General features: G+C 74.4%; 20 protein-coding genes. 3 read left to right on the forward strand and 17 right to left on the reverse strand.

The genetic code is table 11. The annotated features are described in order from the left end of the window. Positions 1-70 precede the first annotated feature (70 nt). From ACIA8R_RS51580 to ACIA8R_RS51630, 11 genes are all read right to left on the reverse strand, one after another. Positions 71-1,567, reverse strand: a complete 1,497-nt coding sequence (locus tag ACIA8R_RS51580; protein WP_397045446.1) for a carboxylesterase/lipase family protein — start codon at positions 1,565-1,567, stop codon at positions 71-73. Between the two features lie 128 nt (positions 1,568-1,695). Beyond that, on the reverse strand, positions 1,696-2,808 hold the full coding sequence (locus tag ACIA8R_RS51585; protein WP_357705639.1) for an alcohol dehydrogenase catalytic domain-containing protein: 1,113 nt from the start codon (positions 2,806-2,808) through the stop codon (positions 1,696-1,698). Then, positions 2,808-3,725, reverse strand: coding sequence for a DMT family transporter (locus ACIA8R_RS51590; protein ID WP_397045448.1), 918 nt, complete (start codon positions 3,723-3,725; stop codon positions 2,808-2,810). Before ACIA8R_RS51590 ends, ACIA8R_RS51585 begins: the two co-directional genes overlap by 1 nt. 26 nt (positions 3,726-3,751) lie before the next feature. Further along, positions 3,752-4,363: a glycerol-3-phosphate responsive antiterminator gene (locus tag ACIA8R_RS51595; RefSeq protein ID WP_357705641.1), complete on the reverse strand. Its 612-nt coding sequence runs from the start codon at positions 4,361-4,363 to the stop codon at positions 3,752-3,754. A 10-nt stretch (positions 4,364-4,373) separates the two neighbouring features. Then, positions 4,374-5,927 carry an FAD-binding oxidoreductase gene (locus ACIA8R_RS51600; protein ID WP_397045450.1) on the reverse strand — a complete coding sequence of 518 codons (1,554 nt, stop codon included), beginning with the start codon at positions 5,925-5,927 and terminating at the stop codon, positions 4,374-4,376. Further along, on the reverse strand, positions 5,924-7,597 hold the full coding sequence (locus tag ACIA8R_RS51605; protein WP_357705643.1) for a glycerol-3-phosphate dehydrogenase/oxidase: 1,674 nt from the start codon (positions 7,595-7,597) through the stop codon (positions 5,924-5,926). Before ACIA8R_RS51605 ends, ACIA8R_RS51600 begins: the two co-directional genes overlap by 4 nt. After that, complete coding sequence (locus ACIA8R_RS51610) at positions 7,594-9,120, reverse strand: FGGY family carbohydrate kinase (RefSeq protein ID WP_397045452.1); 1,527 nt, start codon at positions 9,118-9,120, stop codon at positions 7,594-7,596. Before ACIA8R_RS51610 ends, ACIA8R_RS51605 begins: the two co-directional genes overlap by 4 nt. Then, positions 9,117-10,553 carry an MFS transporter gene (locus tag ACIA8R_RS51615; protein WP_357705645.1) on the reverse strand — a complete coding sequence of 479 codons (1,437 nt, stop codon included), beginning with the start codon at positions 10,551-10,553 and terminating at the stop codon, positions 9,117-9,119. Before ACIA8R_RS51615 ends, ACIA8R_RS51610 begins: the two co-directional genes overlap by 4 nt. A gap of 197 nt (positions 10,554-10,750) precedes the next feature. Then, positions 10,751-11,248, reverse strand: a complete 498-nt coding sequence (locus ACIA8R_RS51620; protein WP_397045454.1) for a hypothetical protein — start codon at positions 11,246-11,248, stop codon at positions 10,751-10,753. Positions 11,249-11,346: 98 nt separating this feature from the next. Continuing rightward, entirely contained in the window at positions 11,347-11,892 is a 546-nt protein-coding gene (locus ACIA8R_RS51625) for a GNAT family protein (protein ID WP_364100259.1), read from the reverse strand. A gap of 36 nt (positions 11,893-11,928) precedes the next feature. Next, positions 11,929-12,327, reverse strand: a complete 399-nt coding sequence (locus ACIA8R_RS51630) for a hypothetical protein (RefSeq protein WP_357705648.1) — start codon at positions 12,325-12,327, stop codon at positions 11,929-11,931. 160 nt (positions 12,328-12,487) lie between these two features. Between ACIA8R_RS51630 and ACIA8R_RS51635 the strand changes: the two genes are divergently transcribed. Continuing rightward, a complete protein-coding gene (locus ACIA8R_RS51635) occupies positions 12,488-13,012 on the forward strand; it encodes a GyrI-like domain-containing protein (RefSeq protein WP_397045457.1) in 525 nt (174 codons plus the stop codon). Between the two features lie 5 nt (positions 13,013-13,017). Here ACIA8R_RS51635 and ACIA8R_RS51640 read toward each other — a convergent pair whose 3' ends face one another. Genes ACIA8R_RS51640 through ACIA8R_RS51660 form a run of 5 tightly spaced genes read right to left on the reverse strand, consistent with a single transcriptional unit; the run spans position 13,018 to position 17,185 of the window. Beyond that, complete coding sequence (locus tag ACIA8R_RS51640) at positions 13,018-14,244, reverse strand: hypothetical protein (RefSeq protein WP_364100267.1); 1,227 nt, start codon at positions 14,242-14,244, stop codon at positions 13,018-13,020. Continuing rightward, positions 14,241-14,906: an ABC transporter ATP-binding protein gene (locus ACIA8R_RS51645; protein WP_397045459.1), complete on the reverse strand. Its 666-nt coding sequence runs from the start codon at positions 14,904-14,906 to the stop codon at positions 14,241-14,243. The genes ACIA8R_RS51640 and ACIA8R_RS51645 overlap by 4 nt, the downstream gene beginning before the upstream one ends. After that, complete coding sequence (locus tag ACIA8R_RS51650; RefSeq protein WP_397045461.1) at positions 14,899-15,405, reverse strand: PadR family transcriptional regulator; 507 nt, start codon at positions 15,403-15,405, stop codon at positions 14,899-14,901. The genes ACIA8R_RS51645 and ACIA8R_RS51650 overlap by 8 nt, the downstream gene beginning before the upstream one ends. Before the next feature lie 50 nt (positions 15,406-15,455). Then, the gene (locus ACIA8R_RS51655; protein ID WP_397045463.1) at positions 15,456-16,085 is read right to left on the reverse strand and encodes a response regulator; all 630 of its coding nucleotides are present in this window, start codon (positions 16,083-16,085) and stop codon (positions 15,456-15,458) included. After that, positions 16,082-17,185 (reverse strand): sensor histidine kinase, encoded by a 1,104-nt coding sequence (locus ACIA8R_RS51660; RefSeq protein ID WP_364100277.1) that lies wholly within the window; start codon positions 17,183-17,185, stop codon positions 16,082-16,084. Before ACIA8R_RS51660 ends, ACIA8R_RS51655 begins: the two co-directional genes overlap by 4 nt. A gap of 87 nt (positions 17,186-17,272) precedes the next feature. Between ACIA8R_RS51660 and ACIA8R_RS51665 the strand changes: the two genes are divergently transcribed. Both ACIA8R_RS51665 and ACIA8R_RS51670 read left to right on the forward strand, forming a co-directional pair. After that, positions 17,273-17,977, forward strand: a complete 705-nt coding sequence (locus ACIA8R_RS51665; protein ID WP_397045465.1) for an ABC transporter ATP-binding protein — start codon at positions 17,273-17,275, stop codon at positions 17,975-17,977. Beyond that, on the forward strand, positions 17,974-18,714 hold the full coding sequence (locus tag ACIA8R_RS51670) for a hypothetical protein (RefSeq protein WP_397045467.1): 741 nt from the start codon (positions 17,974-17,976) through the stop codon (positions 18,712-18,714). Before ACIA8R_RS51665 ends, ACIA8R_RS51670 begins: the two co-directional genes overlap by 4 nt. A gap of 26 nt (positions 18,715-18,740) precedes the next feature. Here ACIA8R_RS51670 and ACIA8R_RS51675 read toward each other — a convergent pair whose 3' ends face one another. Continuing rightward, on the reverse strand, positions 18,741-19,577 hold the full coding sequence (locus tag ACIA8R_RS51675; protein ID WP_357705657.1) for an EamA family transporter: 837 nt from the start codon (positions 19,575-19,577) through the stop codon (positions 18,741-18,743). Between the last annotated feature and the right edge of the window lie 74 nt (positions 19,578-19,651).

Consider the following 19,651-nt stretch of genomic DNA (forward strand, 5'->3'; position numbering starts at 1 on the left):
CGATCGCCCAGCCTGGTGCAGTCCCACTTGGAAGTGACCTGTGACCGACAAGATCCGCAGGCCAGGGCGGTCACGTCCGCAGCGGCAGCGGGTCGAAGGCGTGCCCGGCCCACAGCGCACGGGACACCTCCTCCGGATACGCCGCCGTGCCCGGCTCGGTGCCGATGATCCAGGCCCGCCGGTCGCGCGGCTCGTACGCCGGCCAGCCCGGGTCGCCGGTCGCGGCGAAGGAGGTCCACGCCGCCCGGACCCGGGCCGACAGCTCGGCGGCGTCCGGGGGCGGCTCCTGGCCGAGCAGCAGCCCGGCCGCGCCCTCGGTCAGGTTGCCGAACGTCAGCGGCAGGCCCAGCCCGTGGCAGGCCCCCAGGGTCCCGCCCATGCCGGGGGCCGGCCAGGTCAGCTCGTACAGGTGGGCCCGGCCGTGCCTCAGGCGGGCCTCGGCCAGCCGCAGCGACGGCATCCGGAACAGCCAGTCGGAGTGCACCAGCTCGTACAGCCGTTCCTCGTCGGCCTGCGGGTGGGCGGCCCGGTAGGCCGCCGGGTCGGGGGCCAGCGTCCGCAGCGCGGTGGCCGTCTGCTCGGCGGTGACCTGGCCGAGGTCGCCGGCGAGGGCCATGAACAGCCGGTACTCGTCGCGGTTGTGGCCCACGACCAGCTCGACCCCGGGCGCGGCCCCGTCCGCCAGTGCCCGCCACGGCGTCGCGGGCAGCACCTCGCCGTCCACGACCGGCGCGAACGGCGTGCGGACGTGCGCGGCGAGCCCCCATCGCGGGTTGCCGCCCATCCTGGCGGCCACCGCGTCGCCCGCCCCGATCAGCTGCTCCGGCGACAGGCGGGCCAGCTCGTCGGCGTGCGGCGGCAGGCCCAGCTCGCCGGACACCGCGGCGGCGAGGTCGGCGGCCAGCTCGGGGGTGAAGAACAGGGCCGGCACGCTCTGCGCGATCGCCCGGCGGAACAGGCCGGCCGCGCCGGGCATGGTCATCAGCGCCGCGGCGCTCCCGGCGCCGGCGGACTCGCCGAAGACGGTCACCCGGTCCGGATCGCCGCCGAAGGCCGCGACGTTCTCGCGCACCCAGCGCAGGGCGGCCACCTGGTCCAGCAGGCCGCGGTTGGCGGGCGCGCCGCGGAAGAGGCCGAAGCCCTCGGCGGAGACGCGGTAGTTGACGGTGACCACGACGACGCCGTCCCGGGCCAGCGCGCGGCCGTCGAAGAGGGGGTCGCCGGACCAGCCGTACATGTAGCCGCCGCCGTGGAGCCACACCATCACCGGCAGCCGGGCGGCGCCCGGGTCGGGGGTCCACACGTTGGCGGTGAGCCAGTTCCCGTCCGTGCCCGGCTCGCCGGACGCGCCCAGCAGCCTGGACTGCGGCGGCGGCGGGCCGAACCCGGCGGCCTCGCGCACCCCGTCCCACACCTCGGCCGGCTCGGGGGCGGTCAGACGCAGGCCGCCCACCGGCGGGCGGGCGTACGGCACGCCGCGGAAGACGGCCACGCCGCCCTCCAGCCGTCCGCGCAGCCGGCCCGTGCTCACCGTGACCTGCGGGCGATCGCCTTCGACGGCGCTCATGGCACGCTCCTCATCCGGGGGGCCGGCTCTCACGGCCGTGCGCGGCCATCCTCACCCCGGCGACGGTTCCGCCGCACCTCGTTTGTTCGCGCACCCCGTACGGGCCACGTGAGGACGGCGTGCCGCCCTCACGCGTCGAAGACGATCAGCTGGCGCAGGGCGGCGCCCTCGGCGAGCTGGTCCATCGCCTCGTTGACGGCCGCCAGGCCGATCCGGGCCGAGACCAGCCGCTCCACCGGCAGCCGGCCCTCGCGCCACATCCGGGCGAACACCGGGATGTCGCGGGCGGGCAGCGCCGAGCCCAGGTAGCTGCCGACGATGCTGCGCCCGCCGGCCACCAGCGCGAGCGGCGAGATCGAGGCGCGGGCGCCGGGTGCGGGCAGCCCCACGCTGACGGTGCGGCCGCCGGGGGCCGTCGCGTTCACCGCCGTCTCGAACGCCCGCGCGTTGCCCGCCGCCTCCACCACGACGTCCGCCCCGCCCGGCAGATCGCCCGGCAGGTCGGCGGGGCCGTACACCTCGTGCGCGCCCAGCTCGCGGGCGGTGGCGAGCTTGGCCGGGTTGGCGTCCACGCCGATCACCCGGACGCCGTCGAGGGCCAGCGCAGTGAGCAGCGCCGCCATGCCCACGCCGCCGAGCCCAACGACCGTGACCGTCTGCCCGGGGCGCGGCCTGCCGACGTTGAGCACCGCGCCCCCGCCGGTCAGCACGGCGCAGCCGAGCAGGGCGGCGACCTCGGGCGGCACGTCGGCGTCCACGGGGACGACCGAGCGCCGGTCCACCACCACGTGGGTGGCGAACGCCGAGACCCCGAGGTGATGCAGCACCGGCAGGCCGTCCCTGCGCTGGCGGACCGCGCCGCTCAGCAGGGTGCCGTCGTTGTTGGCGGCGCTGCCCGGGACGCACGGCGTGACGCCCTCGGTGGCGCAGCCGTCGCAGCCGCCGCACCGGGGCAGGAAGGTCATCACGACCCGCTGCCCAGGGGCGAGGTCGTCGACGCCGGGGCCCGTCCGCTCCACCACGCCCGCCGCCTCGTGGCCGAGCAGCATGGGCAAGGGACGCGTCCGGTTGCCGTCCACCACCGACAGGTCCGAGTGGCACACGCCCGCCACCTCCACCCGTACCAGCAGCTCGCCCGGCCCCGGCGGGTCGAGTTCGAGGTCGCAGACCGACAGGGGCCGCGAACCGGCGTAGGGCCGGGGCCGGCCGATCTCCTCCAGAACCGCGCCGCGAATGCGCATCAGTTCGCCCTTCTTCGTGTCGAGAGGTTGGCCAGCAGCACCCCGCAGCCGCCCAGGACGAGCCCGGCGACGGCGAGCGGGGGCAGCGGCTGCCCGGCCAGCGACCAGGCCAGCACGGCGGTCACGGCCGGGGTCAGGAAGAACACCGTGCTCACCCGGCTGGCCGGTGAGCGCAGCAACATCCGGTTGAGCAGGATGAACGCCGCGATGGAGTTGACCAGCGCCATCCAGCCGATCGACAGCCCGAAGGCCGTCCAGTCCGACACCCGTACCGGGCCGAGGGCCAGGCAGGCCAGCCCGGCGGCGGGGGCGCTGACGAGCAGCTGCGTCGCGGTGCCGCTCAGCGCGTCCATGCGGGGGGCGTACCGCTGCTGGTAGAGGGTGCCCGCGCTGAGCCCGGCCAGACCGAGCAGGCACAGCGCCACCCCGGACGCGGACAGGTTGATCCGGTCGGCCACCGCCAGCACCACCCCGGCCAGGCCGAGCGCGAACCCGGCCCACTGCCCGGCGCCGACCCGCTCGCCCAGCACCCGGCCGACCAGCAGGATGACCACCGGGTTCAGCCCCTGGACCAGGGACACGACCGCGGCCGGCAGGCCCGCGCCGAGCGCGCTGTAGAAGGCGCCGAACTGCACGGCCTGGATCAGCAGCCCGGCCACGGCCACGTGCGCCAGGGCCCGGCCCCGGGGCCACGGCACCCGCCTGACCAGCGCGTACGCCCCCAGCAGCACCCCGGCGACGGCGAACCTGCCGAACATCAGCAGCAACGGCGGCGCCGCCCTGACCCCGGGGATGCCCGCGATGAACGCGCTGCTCCACAGGACGACGAACACCGCGGGCGCCACCGGCCACCGCCTCCCGGCGCCCCGGACGGGCACCGTGGGGGCGGCGGTCTCCCGCACGCGGGCAGGCGTCATCGCATGGTCCTTCCGGGTGAGAGGGATCAGGAGGCGCGCAGGGCCGAGCGGCGCAGCCCCCACAGCTCCTCATCGGAGGTGCACACGCCGACGGCCCCGTGCCGCAGCGCCTCCACCACGTCGTCGGCGCTCTGGACGAACCCCGCGGCCAGGCACGGCACCCCGACCGCCCTGACCTGCCGCTCGACGTGCCGCAGCACCATGGCCGGCATGAGCTGCACCAGGTCGGGGCGCGACCGCGTGATGGACTGCATGCTGCGCCGCAGGTTCGACCGGTCGGTCACGAACACCTTCTGCATGGTCAGCAGCCCGAGCCCGGTGGCCCGCTCGATCATCGCCTGCCGCGTGGAGACGATCCCGACCGCGCCGATGCCCTGCAGGTACGTCAGCGCCCCGGGGTCGTGCCCCAGGCCGGGGGTCGAGTCGATGTTGACGAACGCGATCTTCTGGGCGGCCACCGTGCGCTTGACGGTGGCCGCCAGGTCGCCGAGCGGGATCGAGGCCAGGATGCCGAGCGGCGTGGGGGAGGAGGTGAACCGCTCGACCATCTCCACCCCCACCAGCGACGCGGCGACGGGATGCTCGGCCAGCGCGGCGAGCAGGCGCCGATCCAGCGGGCCCTTGTGGCGAGAGTTCACCGCATCCACCTTAGTGCGCCGGGTTTTCGAAGGACGCGGGCAGGCCCAGCTTGCCGGGGTTCATGATGCCCCGCGGGTCGAGCGCCTGCTTGACCGCCACCAGCGCGGGGTAGCCGCTGCCCAGCGCGTCCCGCATGTACGGCGAGCGCAGCAGGCCGACGCCGTGGTGGTGGCTGATCGCCGCGCCGTGCTTGACGAGCACCGCGGCGGCGGCGTCCCAGGCGGCCCGGTACCAGGCGCGCCGCTGGTCGCGTTCGACGTCGCCGCGCAGGGAGAAGTACAGGCACGCGCCGTCGGTGTAGGCGTGCGACTGGTGGGCCGAGGCGCGCAGCGTGCCGGGGACGGCCTCGACGGCGGCCACGACCTCGTCGTACAGGGCGGGCAGCGCGGACCACGGCCCGGCGATCTCGCAGGTGTCGGAGACGAACCCCGGCCCCCGGACGAACCCGTCGGCGGCCTTGCCGACGATCATCCGCTCGTCCAGCCAGCGGGCGAAGACGGCGTCGCCGTCCAGCGTCACCGACGCGCGTTCGGCGCAGACCTCGGCGGCCACCTTCATGACGGCGTCGACCAGCACCGGGTCGCCCTCGTCGGCGATGAGCAGCAGGTTGGTGCCGGGCTCGCCGAAGTGGGTGCCGCTCTCGTGCCGGTCGTACAGGCGCAGCGCGGCCGGGGTGGCGCCGCGCTGCAGGATCTCCCGGCACGCGTCGAGCCCGGCGGCGAAGGTGTCGAAGCCGTAGGCGATGCCCTTGGCGTAGTCGGGCAGCCGGTGCGTACGCAGCCGCAGCCGGGTGATCACGCCGAGCGTGCCCTCCGAGCCGATGAACAACTGCCGCAGGTCGGGGCCCACCGCGGCCCGGGGGTAGGTGCCGTAGCTGGCCGTGGTGCCGTCGGGCAGCACGACGTCCAGCCCGACCACCATGTCCTCGATCTTGCCGTAGCGGGTGGAGAGCTGGCCCGCGCCGCGGCAGGCGGCCCACCCGCCGACGGTGGAGATGGCGAACGCCGACGGCCAGTGGCCGGTGGTGGCGCCGTGCGTCTCCTGCAGCTCCTTCTCGAACAGGTCGCCGAACATGCCCGCCTGCACCTCGACGATCATGGACTCGGCGTCGAAGGACAGGATGCGGTTGAGCCGGCACACGTCCAGCACGACGCCGCCGTGCACGGGCAACGCGGCGCCCAGCACGTTGCTGCGGCCGGCCGAGACGGTCAGCGGGAGGCGGTGCTCGTGGCAGATCCGCACGACGGCGGCCACCTGCTCCTCCTCGTCCACCTCGACGACGACCGCCTCCGGCGTGGCCGGGCGGCCGTCGGTCTCGCCGATGGAGGTGCCCGCCCACCAGTCGCGGGTGCGCAGGATCACCTCGTTCCGCTCGGTGTGCACGGCGGCGGCGACCGCGCGCAGCTCGGCGACCACGCTCTCGGGGACCGGCACGACCTGGTCCTGGAGACTGGCCGGGCCCGTCCCCGGCGGGCAGTCGGCGGCCCAGCGCGGCGGGGTGGGCGCGCCCACGACGTAGTCGCCGCGGTTGAACGGATGGGTGACGGTCTGCCTGCTGATCATGAAAGTCCCTCCATCAGAACGCTCTTCTCGCGGTCCACGCCGCGTACGTAGTCCTCGACCTGCCTGGCCACCTCGTCGTCGGAGAGGCCGAGCTCGCGCTGGAGCAGCCGGCCCACCTCCGGAGCCGCCTCGACCGACAGGTCGCGGGCGAAGACCCGCATCCGGGTGCGCCGCGACAGCACATCGTCCACGTTCCTGGCCAGCTCGCAGCGGGCCGCGTAGACCACCTCGGCCCGCAGGTACTCGCTGCCCTCGACGACCGGCCCGGCCAGCGACGGGTCCTCGGTGATCAGGTCGGCGACGAACCGGGCCTCGGTGCCGTACCGCTCGCCCAGGTGGGCGCCGAGCCCGCCGGTCGCGGTCGTCGCCTCGGCGTCGTAGCCGGCGCCGCCGAGCAGCGGCAGCCGCGCGGTGCGGCAGCGCGCCTTGCGGCCGAGCACCTTCAGCGCCTCGTCCACCGCCAGCTCGCCCATGTGCCTGCTGGTGGTCAGCTTGCCGCCGGTGACCGTGACCAGGCCGAAGCCGTCGGTGATGATCCGGTGGTCGCGGCTCATGTCGAGCGTGGCGCCCTCCTTCTCGCCGACCAGCGGGCGCAGCCCGGCGATTGAGCCGATCACGTCGTCCGGGGTGAGGTCGGCGTCGAAGGCGGTGTTGGCGCCGTCGAGCAGGTACTGCATCTCCTCGCGGGTGCACAGCACCTCGTCGGGCGAGCCGTCGTAGTCGGTGTCGGTGGTGCCGACCACGACCACGTCGCCCCAGCGGGTGCAGGTGGCGCGGCGGGCCCGGCCGGGCACCGGGACGGTCACCGTGCCGTCCACCGGCAGCCGCGTCCACGGCACCACGATGTGCACGCCCTTGGCCGGACGCACCCGCGGGCGGTGTGCCGGGTCGGACAGCGCGTCCAGGGTGTCGGTCCACACGCCGGTGGCGTTGACGACGACCCCGGCGCGCACCTCGACCGTGCGGCCGTCCACCTCGACGCGGGCGCCGCGCACCCGGCCGCCCTCCTTGACCAGCTCGCGGCAGGTGGCGCCGTTCAGCACGGTGGCGCCGAAGTGGGCGGCGGTCCTGGCGATGGTCAGGGTCAGGCGGGCGTCGTCGGTGCGGCTGTCGTAGTAGAGCAGGCCGCCCTTGAGCCGGTCGGCGCGCAGGCGCGGCGCCCTGGCCAGCACCTCGGCCACGCTGAGCCGCTGGTGCAGCCGGCCGATGCGCCAGCCGCCCGCCAGGTCGTAGGTCCACAGCAGGCCCTCGAACGCCTTGGCGATGCGTGCGTCGAAGACGCCGTCCTGGGCGAGGATCGGCAGCACGAACGGCAGCCGCCGCACCAGGTGCGGCGCGTTGCGGCGGAAGCGCTGGCGCTCCAGCAGCGAGCGGCGCACCAGCGGCAGGTTGCCCTGCTCGATGTAGCGCAGGCCGCCGTGCACCATCTTGGAGGACTTGGAGGAGGTGCCCGAGGCGAAGTCGTCGCGCTCCACCAGCGCCACGCTGAGGCCGCGGGTCGCGGCGTCCAGCGCGGCGTAGCAGCCGGTCACGCCGCCGCCGACGACGAGCACGTCCACCGGCCTGGCGGCCAGGCGCTCGATCTGCGCCTGACGGTCAAGCCGCAGCGGGGTGCGCCGGATGGCGCTCCTGGTCTCCGATCTGGGCTTGCGTTCTGGAAGCCGGATCACGAGGGGGATTCCTCCTGTTGGGACGAGATGTGCCGGGCGAGCAGGTCGCGCCAGGCGGCACGGGCCTCCTCGCGGGCGGCGTCGGGCAACGTGGGCTCGAAGACGGGGACGTCGCCGAGCCCGGCGAGGGCGGCGGGCAGGTCGGGCCAGAGCCCCGCGCGCACGCCCCCGAGGTAGGCGGCGCCGCGCAGGCTGGCCGTCTCGTTGGCGCGGGCGCGGCGGACCGGCCGCCCGACGAGGTCGGCCTGGCTCGCCATCAGCACGTCGCTGCTGGCCAGTCCGCCGCCGCAGAACAGATCGGTGACCGGCGCGCCGAGCGCCTGCTCCACCCCGTCGAGCAGGTCGCACACCGAGTGCGCGATGCCCTCCAGGACGCCCCGGGCCAGCTCGGCCCTGGTGGTGGACAGGCTGAGCCCGGTCAGGACGCCGGTGGCCTCGGGCGACCAGACCGGGGTGCGCATCCCGGCCAGCGCGGGCAGGAAACGCACCCGGCTCGGCCCGGGATGCTCGCGGGCCAGCGCGGTCAGCTGGGCGGGCGAGTCGAACAGCCCGATCTCCTCGCACAGCCAGCGCACCGCCGAGCCGGTCGTGGCGGCGTAGCCCTCCAGGCTGAACACCGCCGCGCCGCGCGAACGCCAGCCGACGAGCGTCAGCACGCCCGGCACCGCGCGGCGATGCGCGGGCGGCCGGTCGCCGGCGACGGCGTCCAGGAACGTTCCCGTGCCGTGCACGCACATGGCCTGGCCGGGCCGGTGCGCGCCGAGCGCGATCATCGCGGCGTGCTGGTCGCCCATCACCGACAACACCGGCAGCCGTACGCCGAGCACCGACGGGTCGGTGTGGCCGTAGTCGCCGTCCTCGTCCAGGATGCGCGGGAGCACGTCGCGGGGGCAGCCGAGGAAGTCCGCCCACGGCTCGTACCAGTCGCCGGTGCGCAGGTCGTAGGCGCCGGCGGCGACCGCGTTGGTGGCGGACATGACGTGCCGCGCGCCGCCGGTGAGCCGCCACACCAGCCAGGTGTCGACCGACCCGAACGCCACCCGTCCCGCCTCGTGCGCCCGGCGCGCGGCCGGGTCGTCGCGCAGCACGTCGGCGGCCCACAGCAGCGGGGCGCGCGAGCCGACCGGCCGGCCGGTGTGCTCGACCAGGCGGGCGTCCCAGGCGGGTTCCCATTCCCGCAGCCGGGCGGCGTACCGGCGGTCCTGCCAGACCACGGCCGGGGTGAGCGGCTCGCCGGTGACGGTGTCCCACAGCAGCACGGTGGCGCGCTGGGTGGCGATCGACACGCCGGTGACCTCGACGTCGTGCGCCCGGGCCCACTCCAGCGCCTCGGCGCAGACCTGGGCGGTCTTCGTCCAGATCTCCATGGCGTCCTGCTCGACCCGCAGGTGGTCGGGGGAGTGGACCGAGATGGGCCGGTAGGCGGGCGGGGCGGCGGCGCCGTCGTCCAGGACGACCGCGGCGCGGGTGCCCGTGGTGCCCTCGTCGATGCTGAGAATCCCTCGTCGGGTGCGGCCGGTCATCGGCGCCCGTCCCTCTTCGGCAGCGCGATCTCCTCCTCCTCCAGGTTGACCGCCACGCGGGTGGGGTCCCACTTGATCAGCAGGCAGGTGACCAGGCCGGCCAGCGGCACCACCGACAGCACCATGAGGCTGGCGCCGACCCCGATGCCCGCCTGGAGCTGCGGGAACAGGTACAGGCCCGCGACCGAGCCGAGGCTGCCGAGCATGCCGGTCACGCCGGTGCCCAGGGTGCGGATGTCGCTGCGGTAGGACAGCGCGGCGATCGACTTGCCGTTCGGGCCCGGTCCGGCGGAGTGGAAGAAGATGAACAGCACCGGCAGCAGCGCGGCCAGCGCGACCGGCAGCTCCTTGAACGTCGCGCCCATCACCAGCAGGGCCACGAACACCACCGCGTACCCGGCCATCGAGCTGACCCGCAGGCCGAGGCGCCGGCCCGTGTAGGCGGCCAGGCAGCCGCCCACGATGCCGACCGCGTTGAACGCCATCGACCCGATCGTGGCCTTCTCGAACTCCTTGCCGAACAGCTCCAGGCTGATCACCGGCAGGTACCAGCCGACCGCGAAGTACTGCATGGCCTGGGTGAGCGAGATGACCGTGGACAACATCGTGCGCGGCAGGTACGGCTTGCGGAACAGCACGCCCGCGTCACCGAACCCCACCTGCCGCCCCTGCTCGGCCGCGCCGCCGGCCTGCCGGGTGTCCTCCTGGACGGCGAAGCCGTACATGCGGCGCAGGGCGGCGGCGGACTCGCGCAGGCGTCCCTTGGCGGCCAGCCACGTCGGGCTCTCCACCAGGAACATCAGCTGAAGGATCAGCAGCACGACGGCGAAGGCGGCCGAGGAGCCCACCGACCAGCGCCAGATGTCCGCGCCCACGTCGAAACGGTAGAACACGAGCGTGAGCAGCAGGTTCGTGGTCGTGGCGGTGTACCAGACGCCTTGCCAGAAGTTGAGCCTGCCCTTGAGCGTGGACGGGGTGTACTCGGCCAGCAGGGCCATGGCCACCGCGAAGTCGATGCCGTACGCGATGCCGACCAGGCCGCGGCCGGCGAAGACGGTCTGGAAGTCCGAGCCCGCCGCGGTGAGCAGCGCGCCGAGCGCGAACACCACCTTGGTCAGCAGCAGCGGCTTGACCCGGCCGATCCGGGCGGCCAGCCAGCCGCCGAACGGGTTGGAGATGATGGCGATGGCCGGCGCCATGGCGGTGAGCACCCCGACCTGGCCCGGCGACAGGCCGAGCTGCTTGACCATGGGGGACAGGCCGGCGCCCAGGGCCGCGTTGGAGTAGGCGTCCAGGAACAGGCCCGCCAGGGCGAGGAACCAGATCCAGTTCGCCCGCCCGGTCAGCCTCGTCAGGGTGTTGATGACGTCGGCCGCGTCTCCGGCGTTGCGGATCGGCGTGGTGGAGGTGTTCTGCACGGGGGCGTCGCTCATGCCCGGCCGCCTTTCAGGGGGGTGTGATCCCTTGCCAGCGGTCCGGATACGACAAAGGCACAGACGAAGACCACTGACAGGGATGTCTTCGTCTGTGCCTGCCGATTGACGGGACACTATGTGCCCGTTGTCCGGTATGTCAAGCAGTCACTGTCGTATCGCCGCAGCTCGCACGCCCTGCCCGGCGCACCGGCCGGTCAGGAGTACCTGATCTCCCACCAGGCGCTGGTGCACGACCACTTGCCCGCGGCCTTCACGCAGGCGCGGAACTTGCGGCCCGCCGGGGCGTCCACCGCGTACGACGTGACGCTGCGGCGTCCGCCGCCCCTGACCACCGCGTGGCAGGCGTGGTAGGTGCGGCCCCCGTCGTCGGTCCAGTCGATGGAGATCCGGTCGCCGGAGCGCAGGCTGGTGCCCCATGCCCACCACACGTTCCGGCCGCGGTAGATGCCGTCGGCCTCGTACAGGTAGACCATGCCGCGGCGGCCCTTCGCCTTCGTCATGCGGTGCCAGGTGTTCCTGGCCACGTCCCGGCTCACCCGCAGCCGCGCGCCGCACGAGTAGTTGATCGGCCCGGCGGCCTGCGTCCGTGTCGCCTGCCGGGCGTCCTGCGCGGACGCGCCGGCGGGCGAGGCCGCGGTCAGGACGCCGCCGGCCACGATCGCGGCCACCACCAGGGCGTGAAGCTTGCGCATGTGCTCCCCCTTGTTGCGAGATCTTGTGATCGCAACGTAGGAGCACCGGTGTTGAAGATCTGTTGAGCCCGTGTTGATCTCTGCCCGGCGGACGCCGGTCAGGCGCCGCCGTCCGGGGCGGTGGCCTCCCGGTTCCCGTCCAGGTCGGCGCGGACGATGCCGTACATCACGCCGTCGCGCCACTCGCCCGCGCGGAAGCCGCACCCGCGCAGCACGCCTTCGCGGGTGAACCCGGCCTTCTCCAGCGCCCGCTGCTCGGCCACGTTGCCCAGCTCGGTGGTCGCCTGCACCCGGTTCACCGGCGAATGGTCGAACAGGTAGCGCACCAGCAGCTGCTGCGCCCGCGTCCCGTGCCCCTTGCCGCGGAAGCCGGGCGCCACGATCAGGCCCATCTCCCAGCAGTACGACACCCGGGAGGTGAGCTGCCTGCGCCACGACACGAGCCCCGCCCGCTCCTGGCCGGAGGCGATCACGAGGATGCCGCCGTCGTCGCCGAGCAGCCCGTTGTCGTCCCAGCGGCGGCGCAGGCGGTGGGGGTCCTGCCAGCCGTACCACTGGTACTCGCCGCTGCTCTCCGGGTCGCCGATCAGCCGGGTCAGGAACGCCAGGTCGTCCTCAAGGGCGGCACGCAGTTCGATCGTCATGATCGTGACACTATGCGCTGTATGTGACCCGCGCTCTCAGTCGCCGGCGGGCGGGACGGCACGGAAGGCGAGCACCGCCGCGGCGAGCAGCAGCACCCCGCAGACGCCCTGCTCGGCGACCATCCAGCTCGGCAGCGGCAGGAACAGCAGCACGCCCACCACCGCGACGAGGATCACGACGAGCACGATGCGCAGGCGCAGGAGCGCCCGGTCGCCCCCGCTCTGGGCCCGGCGCGCGAAGGCGAAGGTGAGGACGGACGTCGCCGCCACGATGACGCCGCGCCCCCATGCCTCGGGGGTGACGAGCGACGGCGCGACGGCGGAGAAGACGGCGATCGCCACGACGGTCAGCAGGCTGAGCGCGGCGTAGGCGGATATCAGGACCTTGGCCGTGTGCAGGCCGGGGAGTGCGGCCGGAGAGTTCGGCGTGGTCATGGGACATCCTCCGGATCTGTGGGGGTGGAGCCGGTCGGACGGCGCGCGGAGGCGATCGGGGGCAGGAGCACTCTGCGCACCCCGCCGTCGCTGACTGGACTCTCCCCCATGGGGAGACCCCACGCTAGGGGGATTCCCCCGAGATCTACCCGGAGAATCGATGACCCCGCGACTGATCCACTGCGCCCCCGTCACCTGTCTCAACGTCACGGGCATGGGAGAGCCCGGCGGCGCCGAGCACGTCTCGGCCATCGGCGCCCTGTACGCCGTGGCCTCCGCCATGGGCGGCCCCGCCGGGCCGCTGGAGGGGCGCTGGTGGGTGGAGGACACCTCGCTGCCGCCGCTGGAGACGCCCCGCGACCGGTGGCGCTGGCATCTGCTGCTGCCGTTGCCCGAGACGCCCGAACCCGGGGCGGTCGAGGCGGCGCGTGAACGGACGCGGGCGTCCGGGGCGGCCGTGGACCGGGTCGTGGTCGTCACCTTCACCGAGGGCGAGTGCGTGGAACTGCTGCACGAGGGGCCCTACAGCGAGGAGAAGAGATCGCTGGAGGTGATGGAGGCGTTCATGGCCGAGCACGGTCTGGAGCCCAGCGGGCCGCACCACGAGATCTACCTGACCGACTTCACCGACCCCGCCCCCAGGACGTTGCTCAGACAGCCGGTCGCCCGCCGCCCGTCAGCGTAGCCGGATCACGCCCGCGCCTCGGGACGCAGCGCGCCGCGCAACAGGGGACGGGCCGCCAGGGCGACGACCACGGCGGCCAGCACCCCGACGCCCGCCATGAGGACCGCCCTGGTGATCGCCCACGCCAGCGCCTCGACGGGGTAGACGTCCACCACGGTCAGGACCACCACGGCGACCCCCGAGACGGCCGCCACCACGCAGACCGGCAGCGCCGCGACGACCGCCTGCCGCACGAGCACCCCGCCCAGCGCCCGTTCCGGCACCCCGGCGGCGGACAGCGCGGCCAGCGAGCGGCGCAGGTCGATCAGCTCCTCCGCCTGGTGCACCACCAGCGCGACCGCCGAGGTCGTCAGGGCCAGCAGGAGCGCGACGTCCACCAGGGCGTGGGCCTGGGAGTAGCCGACGGGGGCCTGCTGGGCCCCGGCCGCCGCGCCGAAGAACACCGTCAGGCTCACCACGGACAGGGCCCTGGCCCACGCCCGGGGGTCGGCCTCGACCAGCCGCGCGGCCAGCAACGCCTCCGGCGACCGGGCCCGCCGACCGGTCCGGCGGGCCGACAGCCCGATCAGCCAGGTCGTGGCCAGGGTCAGCCCGAACAGCATCATGACCAGCCCGGCCGCCATGGCCAGCACGGACCCGTACGGACCGGCCAAGGGGAAGCGGCCCTTCAGCCAAGCCCCCAGAACGTAGAGGCCGATGCCTGCCGCGAGGAGGAGCAGGTCCCGCACGCGCGGCCCCCGCACGCGCGCCCGGCGGGTCACTCCCAACGGGGACACGACGACGTCCCGCCCGGCGCGCGCCCCCGACACGACCCCGCCGTACGTCACCAGGGCCACGACCACCGGCACCTGCGGCAGCGGGCCGCCGAGGTGGGTGACCACGTAAAGTGCGCCGCCCGCCAGCGACCCGGCCAGCGTCAGCAGGCCGCCCTCCAGGGCGCCCAGCCGCCGTACGTCGCCCGGTGTCGCGCCCGCCAGCCGCAGGGCGGCCAGCCGTCGTTCCCTGGTGGCCGATGCCAGCCGGTTGGCCTGGTGGACCAGGCCGGCGACGGGCACCGCCAGCAGGGTCAGTGCGAGCCCCGTCAGCGAGCCGCCCTCGTCCTCGACGTCGGCCAGGCTGACGGCCGTGCAGACCAGGAACGTCGCCACCGCCGCGCCCGTCCCCACCAGCCAGGCGCGTACGCGCTCGGCCCGCGAGCGGCCCCTGTTCAACATCAGCAGTACGGCGATCATCGTTCCACCCCTGCCAGCACCGCTCCGTCGCGCAGGGGGATCTCGCGGTCGGCGTAGGCGGCCACCCGGTTGTCGTGGGTGACCAGGACGACCGCGGCCCGGCCGGCGCGGGCCGCGCCGAGCAGCGCGCCCATCACCTGCTCGCCGCCGAGCGTGTCCAGGGCCCCGGTGGGCTCGTCGGCGAAGACCACGCGCGGTCCGGTCACCAGCGCCCGCGCGATGGCGACCCGCTGCCGCTGCCCTCCGGACAGCTCGCCGGTGCGCTGCCCGGCGCAGTCGGACACCTCCAGCCGGGCCAGCCACTCGGCCGCGGCGGTCATCGCCTCCTGCCTGCCGTGCCGGTTGAACAGCAGCGGCAGCGCGACGTTCTCCGCCGCGGTCAGCTCGGGCACCAGCTCGCCGAACTGGAAGACGATCCCGAAGCTCTCGCGTCGTAACCTGGTCAGGTCGTCCTCGGGCAGGGTGTCGATGCGCCGGCCGCCGAGGACGACCTCGCCGGACTCCGGCCGGACGACCCCGGCCAGGCAGTGCAGCAACGTCGACTTGCCCGCGCCGCTCGGCCCCGTGATCGCGACGACCTCGCCCTCCGCGATCTCCAGGGAGACGCCGTTCAGCGCCCTGGCGCCGCCGAACAACTTGCTCAGGCCCCTGGCCTCAAGCATCGTGGTCCTCCTTCATCCGCGCGAGCGCGGTCTCGATCCAGCGCAGGTCCGCGTCCAGGTGCTGGAGCGCGTAGTCGGCCGCCAGCACCTGGGCGGGCCCGCCGGACGCCTTCTCGGCGGTCAGCTCCCGCATGCGGGCCAGGTGTGCCTCGCGTTGCCGCACGAGATAGCCGTCGGCGGCCTTCCCCGCGACGGCGACCCGGGCGAACAGCGGGCCGGCGACGTACGGCGCCGACGGTTCGACGGTGTTCAGCCACCGGTCCAGCTCCGCCCGGCCGGAGTCGGTGATCGTGTACAGGGTGCGTTCGGGGCCGCCCTCCTGCCGGGTCTCGGCCACCTCCGCCAGCCCGTCGCGTTCCAGGCGTTGCAGGGTGGCGTAGACCTGCCCGTACGCCAGGGGTCTGGCGCCGGCGAGACGGTGGTCGTGCTCCTTCTTGAGCTCATATCCGTGTTTCGGCCGCTCGGCGAGGAAGCCGAGCAGCACGTGGCCGGTTGACATGATCACGACTATACATTCAATGAATAGTCGCGCGGCCGGGAACGACGCCCTCAGACGAGCCGCGCCTCGTAGGCGGCGATGACCAGATGCACGCGGGTACGGGCGCCGAGTTTGGTCAGCAGGCTGCTGACGTGCGTCTTGACCGTGCTCATGCTGACGAACAGGGTGGCGGCGATCTCGGCGTTCGACAGGCCCCTGGCCACCAGGACGAGGACCTCGCGCTCGCGTTCGGTGACGTCCAGGGCGTCCGCCGTCGACGGCGGACGCACGTGGCGCTCGACCAGCCGCCGCGTCGCGCTCGGCGCCAGCAGCGACTCGCCGGACGCGACGACGGCCATGCTCCTGATCAGCTCGGCCGGGGGCGTGTCCTTGAGCAGGAAGCCCGCCGCGCCCGCGCGCAGCGCGCCGTAGACGTACTCGTCGAGGTCGAAGGTGGTCACGATGAGCACGCGGGTCTCCGGCAGGTCCGCGCAGATGCGGCGGGTGGCCTCGATGCCGTCCATCTCCGGCATGCGCACGTCCATCAGGACCAGGTCGGGACGTTCGCCGGCGGCCGCCGTCACCGCCTGCGTGCCCGTCGCGGCCTCGCCGACCGCCCGGAACCCCGGCGCGGAGTCGACCAGCCGCCGGAAGCTCGCCCGGATGAGCACCTGGTCGTCGGCCACCAGAACCCTGATCACAGCGGCAGCCTCGCCCGCACCCGGAAACCGCGCACGGGACGGGCGCCCGCCTCGAACTCGCCGCCGAAGACGCGCACCCGCTCGCGCAACCCGGTCAGGCCGTGCCCGTCGGGGCGCGCCCGGCCGCGCGTGCCGTCGTCGGTGACCTCCACGGTCAGCTCGTCCGCCCGGCGCTCGACGCGGACGACGGCGTGCCGGGCGCCGGCGTGCTTGAGCACGTTGGTCAGCGCCTCCTGGACGATCCGGTACACCGTCGGCTCCATCTCCCCGTTCACGGCGCCGTCGATGGACAACTCCACCTCCAGGCCCGCCGCCCTGGTCCGCGCGACGAGCGTGCCCAGGTCGGCCAGGCCGGGAGCGGGCGCGAGCTCGGCCTCGCCGTCCTCGCGCAGCACGCCGAGCAGCTGCCTGGTCTCCCGCAGGGCCGACCTGCTGGTCTCCTCGATCGAGGCCAGCGTGCGGCCCATCTCCTTCGCCTCGCCCACGTGCCCCGCCACGCCCGCCTGCACGGCGATCGTGCTGAGGCTGTGGCCGATGACGTCGTGCAGCTCCCTGGCGATCCGCAGCCGCTCCGCCACGGCCTCGGCGCGGGCCCGCTCCTCCGCCTGCGCGGCGAGCTGCCCGGTGTAGAGGTTGCGCTGGCGTACGGCCGTGCCGGCGGCCCAGGCGGCGAGCAGGATCGCCAGCGCCAGCCCGAGCCGGTCGCGGACCGCGTCCGTCAGCGGGACCTCCGCCACGCCCTGCGCGGCGACCGCGCACGCCACCAGCAGCGGCAGCACGGCCCTGCTCCGCGTGGCCAGCGTGTACAGCGCGAGCGGCAGGCAGAGCAGCTCGGCGTGGGGAAGCAGGAACTCCCGCATGCCGAGCCCGCCCAGCAGGACGACCACGAACACCGGCCCCGGCCACAACCGCCTGACCGCCACGGGAAGGCCCGCCGCCAGCGCCGCCACGAGGTCCGGCACGCCCGGCTCGGACGGGTTCCGCGACCAGGTGAGCCCGGCGTAGGCGAGCGTGACGATCAGCGCGACGGCGGTGTCGACGGAAACCCAGCCCCAGGCCGGCACCCGGCTCAGCAGAGGAGGACGGATCTGTTGGCGCACGGTACGAACCTAGCCCGGCGCCCCCGCCGCCCGTATCGGTCTCAGGACCGATGCGCGCCGGACGGGCGGCCGTGAAGGGTGAAGGGCATGATCGAAGTCAACGGACTCACCAAACGCTTCGGGCGGACCTTGGCGGTGGACGACGTCACCTTCACGGCCCGGCCCGGCCGCGTCACCGGCTTCCTCGGCCCCAACGGCGCGGGCAAGACCACGACCATGCGCGTGCTCCTCGGCCTCGAACAGCCCACCGCCGGACGGGCCACCGTGAACGGCCTGCCCTACCGGGACCTGGACCGCCCCCTCACCCGGGTCGGCGCGCTGCTGGACGCGTCGGCGGTGCAGGGGGGCAGGCGCGCCGAACAGCACCTGTGGTGGCTGGCCCGCTCCAACGGCCTGGCCCGCGCCCGCATCGGCCCCCTGCTGGAGCTCGTGGGGCTCGGCGGGATGGGCGGCAGGCGCGTCGGCGGGTTCTCGCTGGGCATGAAGCAGCGGCTCGGCCTGGCCGCGGCGCTGCTCGGCGACCCCGAGGTGCTGGTGCTGGACGAGCCCGCCAACGGGCTCGACCCCGAGGGCATCCGCTGGATGCGCGGCCTGCTCAGGTCGCTGGCCGCCGAGGGCCGCACCGTGCTCGTGTCCAGCCATCTCATCAGCGAGATGGCGGTCACGGCCGACCACCTGATCGTCCTGGCCGGGGGCAGGCTGCGTGCCGACGCCGGGCTCGGCGAGCTGGCCGGGCAGGGCGTCTCGCTGGAGGAGGCGTTCATGGAACTCGTCGGAAGGGGCGAGCGGTGAACGCCGTCGCGGCCGAGTGGATCAAGTTGCGGACCCTGCGCTCGACCTGGTGGGCGCTCGGCGTCGGGGTGCTGGTGTCGCTCGCGCTCACCGTGCTCGGCGCCGGCACCGTCATCTCGCGCTGGGACCCCGGCCGTACGGCCGACCAGGCGGCCATGGGGGTCGTGGTCGCCGTGTACGTGGGGGTGGTCCTGGCCCAGCTTCCACTCGGCATGCTGGGCGCGATGACCGTCAGCGGCGAGCGCGCGTCCGGCATGATCGACGTCACGTTCGTGGCGATGCCGTCGAGAGGCCGGGTGCTGGCGGCCAAGGCGGTCGTGCTGGGCGGCGTCGCGGTCGCCGGCTCGCTGCTCATCGCGGTGCCCGGCTATCTCTACGGGCGGTCCGTCGCCGCCGGGTTCCACCCGTCGTGGCTGCCCGCCGGCTCGTGGACGATCGTCGCCGGCGGCACCCTGATGATCGTGGTGACCACGCTGCTCGGGCTGGCGCTCGGCGCGATCCTGCGCAACGGCGCCGTGGCGACGGCGGCGCTGGTGGCGATCGTCCTGGTGCTGCCGTTCGTCGCCCGCATGCTGCCGGGCGGCGAGGTGGTCAACCGGGTCCTGCCCGCCTTCCCGGCTCTCCAGCTGATCGAGCAGGTGCCGGACGTCATGCCGACGTGGGCGGCGTTCGCCGTGCTGGCCGGGTGGGCGGTGGTCCCGCTGGCCGTCGCCGTGGTCGTCAACTCACGCTCCTGACGCCCGTGAACGGCCGGGCGCCCTGCTCAGGGCAGGGCGAGGAGGCTGACCGCGACGGCGGCGGCGCCCAGGCCGACGAGCTGGCCGCGGTGGATGCGTTCGGCCAGCACGCCGCGGGCGAGCAGGACCGTGCCGGCCGGGTAGAGGGCGGTGATCACGGCCACGACGGCCAGGTCGCCGCTCCGGGAGGCGAGCAGGAACAGCAGGTTCGCCACCGAGTCCAGCACGCCCGCGGTGGCCGACAGCGCGTACGCGGGCCGCTCGGAGCCCAGCCGGCGGCGCAGCAGCCCGGCCGCGGTCAGGGTGACCGCCGAGGAGACCGCGCGGCCGACGATCAGCGGCGCCACCCCGCTGTCGGACGGCGCCTGGTGCAGGAAGACGAGCTGGAGCGCGATCGCCGACCCCGCGCCGAACGCCAGCAGCAGCGCCGTGCGCGACGGACGCGCCGAGCCCCCGCCGTGACCGGCGCTGACGAGCACGACCGCCACCAGCGCGAGCGGCAGCCCCACCAGCCCGGCGGCGGACAGGTGCTCGCCCTGGAGCAGGCCCACGGCGACCGGCAGCGCGGCCGAGACCAGCGCGGTCACCGGCGACAGCACGTTCATCGGGCCGATCGCCAGGGTGCGGTAGAGCAGGGCGAACACGGCGGCCGAGGCCACCCCCGAGGCCGCGCCCCAGCCGAGCGCCGCCGGGCTGAACGACGCGCCGAGCATCGGCCACAGAAGCAGCTCGACCACGAGGCTGGCCGGGGCCGCGACCATCACGGTACGCAGCACATGGGCCCTGCGGGCGCCCAGGCCGCCGAGGAAGTCGGCGCAGCCGTAGGCGAGCGAGCTGCCCAGGGCCAGCAGCAGAGCGATCACGACACCTCCCGTGCCTTCAGCGGAACGACCAAACAGTACAGTAGAATGACCGCAGCATGCCAACGGACCGACCG

The organism is Nonomuraea sp. NPDC051191 (genome assembly GCF_044455665.1).
Classification (GTDB): Bacteria; Actinomycetota; Actinomycetes; order Streptosporangiales; family Streptosporangiaceae; genus Nonomuraea.